This window comes from Wolbachia endosymbiont of Mansonella perstans, from assembly GCF_020278605.1.
In the GTDB taxonomy this organism is placed as follows: Bacteria; Pseudomonadota; Alphaproteobacteria; order Rickettsiales; family Anaplasmataceae; genus Wolbachia.
Window position 1 is genome coordinate 1 of record NZ_JACZHU010000048.1, and the last position, 3,812, is coordinate 3,812.

General features: G+C 33.9%; 5 protein-coding genes, 1 tRNA gene and 2 pseudogenes. 3 read left to right on the forward strand and 5 right to left on the reverse strand.

Annotated elements, in window-relative coordinates; all coding sequences use genetic code 11:
• Window positions 1–395, reverse strand: a pseudogene (locus tag IHO13_RS03395) (IS481 family transposase); the annotation flags it as partial.
• Window positions 396–470: 75 nt separating this feature from the next.
• Here IHO13_RS03395 and IHO13_RS03400 point away from each other — a divergent pair.
• Window positions 471–758, forward strand: a pseudogene (locus tag IHO13_RS03400) (Rpn family recombination-promoting nuclease/putative transposase); the annotation flags it as partial.
• Window positions 759–911: 153 nt separating this feature from the next.
• Here IHO13_RS03400 and IHO13_RS03405 read toward each other — a convergent pair.
• Entirely contained in the window at window positions 912–1,904 is a 993-nt protein-coding gene (locus IHO13_RS03405; protein WP_225538284.1) for a gamma-glutamyl-gamma-aminobutyrate hydrolase family protein, read from the reverse strand.
• A gap of 88 nt (window positions 1,905–1,992) precedes the next feature.
• Window positions 1,993–2,065 (reverse strand) — tRNA-Phe (locus tag IHO13_RS03410).
• An 81-nt stretch (window positions 2,066–2,146) separates the two neighbouring features.
• On the opposite strand from IHO13_RS03410, the gene coaD reads away from it, so the two are divergent.
• Window positions 2,147–2,653 (forward strand): pantetheine-phosphate adenylyltransferase, encoded by a 507-nt coding sequence (gene coaD / locus IHO13_RS03415; protein WP_225538285.1) that lies wholly within the window; start codon window positions 2,147–2,149, stop codon window positions 2,651–2,653.
• Between the two features lie 65 nt (window positions 2,654–2,718).
• Complete coding sequence (locus IHO13_RS03420; protein WP_225536804.1) at window positions 2,719–2,964, forward strand: zinc-finger domain-containing protein; 246 nt, start codon at window positions 2,719–2,721, stop codon at window positions 2,962–2,964.
• Window positions 2,965–2,986: 22 nt separating this feature from the next.
• Here IHO13_RS03420 and IHO13_RS03425 read toward each other — a convergent pair whose 3' ends face one another.
• Complete coding sequence (locus IHO13_RS03425) at window positions 2,987–3,613, reverse strand: phosphatidate cytidylyltransferase (protein WP_225538286.1); 627 nt, start codon at window positions 3,611–3,613, stop codon at window positions 2,987–2,989.
• Window positions 3,603–3,812 (reverse strand): undecaprenyl diphosphate synthase family protein (locus IHO13_RS03430; protein WP_225538287.1); only part of this gene is annotated, 210 nt, incomplete at its 5' end. The genes IHO13_RS03425 and IHO13_RS03430, both read right to left, overlap by 11 nt.

A 3,812-nucleotide genomic window follows, 5' to 3' on the forward strand; every position in this document is an offset into this window, starting at 1 on the left:
GCTTAACATAGGTGAATTTGTATGTTCTATCTATTGCAAAAAACAAATATAACTTCCCTTCCTCTGTTCTGACTTCTGCAATATCAATATGAAAATAGCCTGCAGGATATTGTTTAAATTTCTTTTTTTGGTTTAACTTCACTCCGGTAGTCTGCTAATGTTGTGCCTTTGTAAATAACGACGTAAGCTAGAGGTGTGGGATTGAGGTTTGCAGAGCGTAGAGACAATCATCTAATGGCAATAAAGTATGCTTAAGAAATGCAACAATTATAGCCTACCCCTCCACTTAACGATAGTTGAGGTTATAGTACTCAGAAAGTTTTGCTATGCTCTCTTTACTGTTTTGTATCGCTCTACGCTGTTGTCCTGGCGTACCCATGTAATACTTGTCCCATAATTCTTCCTTTGATGGTATTTTTTTCTCATACTTTATCATATCATCACACTATGGGGCTGTACATCTCATAGATATTGTAGAAAAAGCTTCGATAATAAAGCTAGCATATGATGAATTAGACAAGTTTCACTGGAACGAAAAGGATCTAATAGCGTATGAAGAAAGATTAGTAGACCTATGCAAAGAAGAAGGTATCCTCGCTTAAAAGCTTGATGATGTCAGAGAGAAAGGGAGAGAAGAAAGAAAAATTGAAGTGACAAAGGCAATGCTGGTTAATAACCTTGACGTCAACACTATTGTCAAGTTTACTGGTCTTTCCATTAGTAAAATTGAAAGGATTGCAAGATTAAAAGACACTTAACTTAACGCGATACAGTAAGTGCTAGAATGACGAAAGAAAAGTTCACTACTAGTTTCTCATACGGTTATACGAGAATCTAATGACTGATATAAATAAACGTGCTTATACACTTTTTGGTTATTGGAGCTTTGACAAAGGCGTTTACAACGCCCATTAAGCACGATAAAGAAAATCATTTACAATTGCTATGGCAACTAGCGTTGAAACTTGGCAAGCCTTGTGACTTGATAAATAGAAGTTTTTATCTGAATTCACAATGAGCACTTCTGGATGACTTTGAAAGTAAATATTACCATGCTTATCTTCAATAGCCTCTATTATCCCATCTCTTGAAAATGCTGCAACTTTATATCTAAGTAACTCTAACTTTTTTCTGTTTTCCGGCGTATTACTTACTGTTCCTGAATGAGCATCTGGAAAACATGTTAAAAACCAGCCATTTTCATCAGGTGGTAAAAATTTAGCTATCACTTCTGCTAAACGACTGTTTGGAACAATTTTGATCTGCTGGAGAGGTACACTTTCTTGCTGTGGATTAGGTGCTGATTTTAAATAAGATCTTTGCTTCTCTTCATCACTTACAAGATTTGACACACTCACTACTTCAACTCCTTTTGCATTCATGATACCTTGTAAACCGCCACATGTGCCAAGTAAATGGATTGTAGGATTATCATCCACTATTTTCACAATTGCTTCAGTAACAAACTGGCGACAAGGAGTAGGAGGAAAAGGTTCAGAGTGCAAATTACAGTAATTTCCTGGAATAAATATTCTATTTATTTTGTGCTCTTTAAAAAACTTTGCAACTTCAACTTTTATTCTGTCTAATGTCAGCTTCCTTGCCAATATTTCATCTTGTTTTGCAAGGTTAAGTGACTCTGCCTGAATTTTTTTTAGGCTAATTATCTTATTATAATCAATCAGTATAGTTTTGATTCCCCAGTTATTAAACATCTCGTAGATATTTTGAGATGAGCCAACCTCATGTAGATATGTTTCTTCTTCTGTCTTTAATAAACCAACAACTATGTCACCATTTATTGAATGCAAATTTTCACTAGCGCCTGCATAAGCAATGTTGCTAAATAACAGAATTATACTTAATAAGATATTAAATACTTTATTATGATACCTATGTAACATAATTTATTACACTAATATTCACATAAATATCATAACACATAATAGAGTATTTCACAACAAGAAGGTAAACTTATTAAGAAAGAAAAAGTGGCCTGAGCAGGAATCGAACCAGCGACACAAAGATTTTCAGTCCTTTGCTCTACCAACTGAGCTATCAGGCCAACCATACGCTTTCATTTTTAGATAAAAAATGTTATTATGTCCATCAAAAGTTTTTAAAGTAATTTATATAAAAATACAGGATGGACATTAATAACAGAATAGGAATTTACCCCGGAACATTTGACCCTATCACCTTTGGGCATATTGACGTAATAAAAAGAGCATGTAAGCTAGTTGATAATTTAATAATCGGTGTTGCAGAAAATGTTAATAAGTACACTGCCTTTGACATAAAGTTGCGCACAAGTATGGCTAAAAATGAAATTAAAAGGCTAGGAATTAACGCAGATGTTGTATCTTTTAATGGGCTATTAATGAAGTTTGCTAAAGAGCAGAATGCCTCTGTCATTATCAGAGGACTCAGAGCAGTGTCGGATTTTGATTATGAGTTTCAAATGAGTTGGGTAAATTATAAACTTCTTCCTGAAATTGAAACCATATTTCTTCCTGCCTCTGAGGACACCCAATTTATTTCATCAAGTTTTGTAAAAGAAATAGCAAGGTTAGGGGAAAGTGTCAGCAAATTTGTGCCAGAGGGTGTTCAGAAGGAATTGATTAATCTAAGCAGGATAAGAAGTGAAGAATAATGTTTATTTTCTATTCCCAAACATGTATATTCAATACATAAGACATTATAAACTAAAGGAGCAATATGACAGTGAGGGATAATGATATAATAGTTTGTTGTCGTGGTGATGAGAACAATAATGGTTCTGGTCATCCATTAATATATTTGTATAAAGAAGGAAGCGAAACATTCTGTCCTTATTGTAATAGGTTAATGAATGAAGAATTTAAATCTGAAGAGTCTGAAAAATTTAAATCCAATGAAGAATCTAAATCTGTTGCAGGGTGCATTGTGAAAGCAGTTAATGAAAAGAAGAGGACCCATGGATGAAATAGCACTTCGTTCTTTTTAGCTAGCTTACATGGACAGCAATAAGGGGAGCAGTGAAAATGAAGCTGTCCATACGATCGAGTACTCCTCCATGGCCAGGTATCATACTCCCACTATCTTTAATATTGTAAACTCTTTTAATGAGTGATTCAATAAAATCACCAAGTTGTGCTAAAGTAGCAATTGCAAGGCCAATTATTGGAGAATAAAAGACTGAAAATAAACCTAAAAATATTGATCCGAAAATTGTACACACTATTCCAGCTAGAATTGCACCAAGAAGTCCCGACCAAGTTTTTCCAGGGCTAATAATTGGACAAATTTTAGCTCCACCAAAATTCTTGCCAAATAGGTAGGCAGTAATATCAATGCTCCAGATGGTTAAGATTAGCCATACTAATGTATATTTTCCCTGTGGCAGGTTGTATAGATATATCAATGAGGCATTTGGTAGCGCAATCAACAGTAATGCAAAAACGTATAAGATTCTGTTCCCCTGAGTTAGGTTATACCATTCAAAAGAAGATAAAACTGCTATCGAAAAAATTAACAGGTAAAACGATAAATCACTGAAATATGTAGCAAAAGAAAATATAAACAATATTACTATTGAAGACAGCATTCTAATCACAAAATTATTATCTGCCATATCTTTTTTCTCTTTTCGTATAATCTTCTAATGCTTTACTCAAATCTTGACAAGAAAAATCAGGCCACAAAGTATCACAAAAATACAATTCAGCGTAAGCTGCTTGCCATAATAAAAAATTACTTAACCTTTTTTCACCGCCAGTGCGAATTAACAAATCTAGCCTCGGCAAATCTTTAGTATATAGAAATTTTTCAAA

Excerpts from the sequence above, each read along its gene's own strand:
- IHO13_RS03425 (WP_225538286.1), bottom strand. The coding sequence starts at position 3,613 with ATGGCAGATAATAATTTTGTGATTAGAATGCTGTCTTCAATAGTAATA.
- IHO13_RS03405 (WP_225538284.1), bottom strand. The coding sequence starts at position 1,904 with ATGTTACATAGGTATCATAATAAAGTATTTAATATCTTATTAAGTATA.
- IHO13_RS03420 (WP_225536804.1), top strand. The coding sequence starts at position 2,719 with ATGACAGTGAGGGATAATGATATAATAGTTTGTTGTCGTGGTGATGAG.
- coaD (WP_225538285.1), top strand. The coding sequence starts at position 2,147 with ATGGACATTAATAACAGAATAGGAATTTACCCCGGAACATTTGACCCT.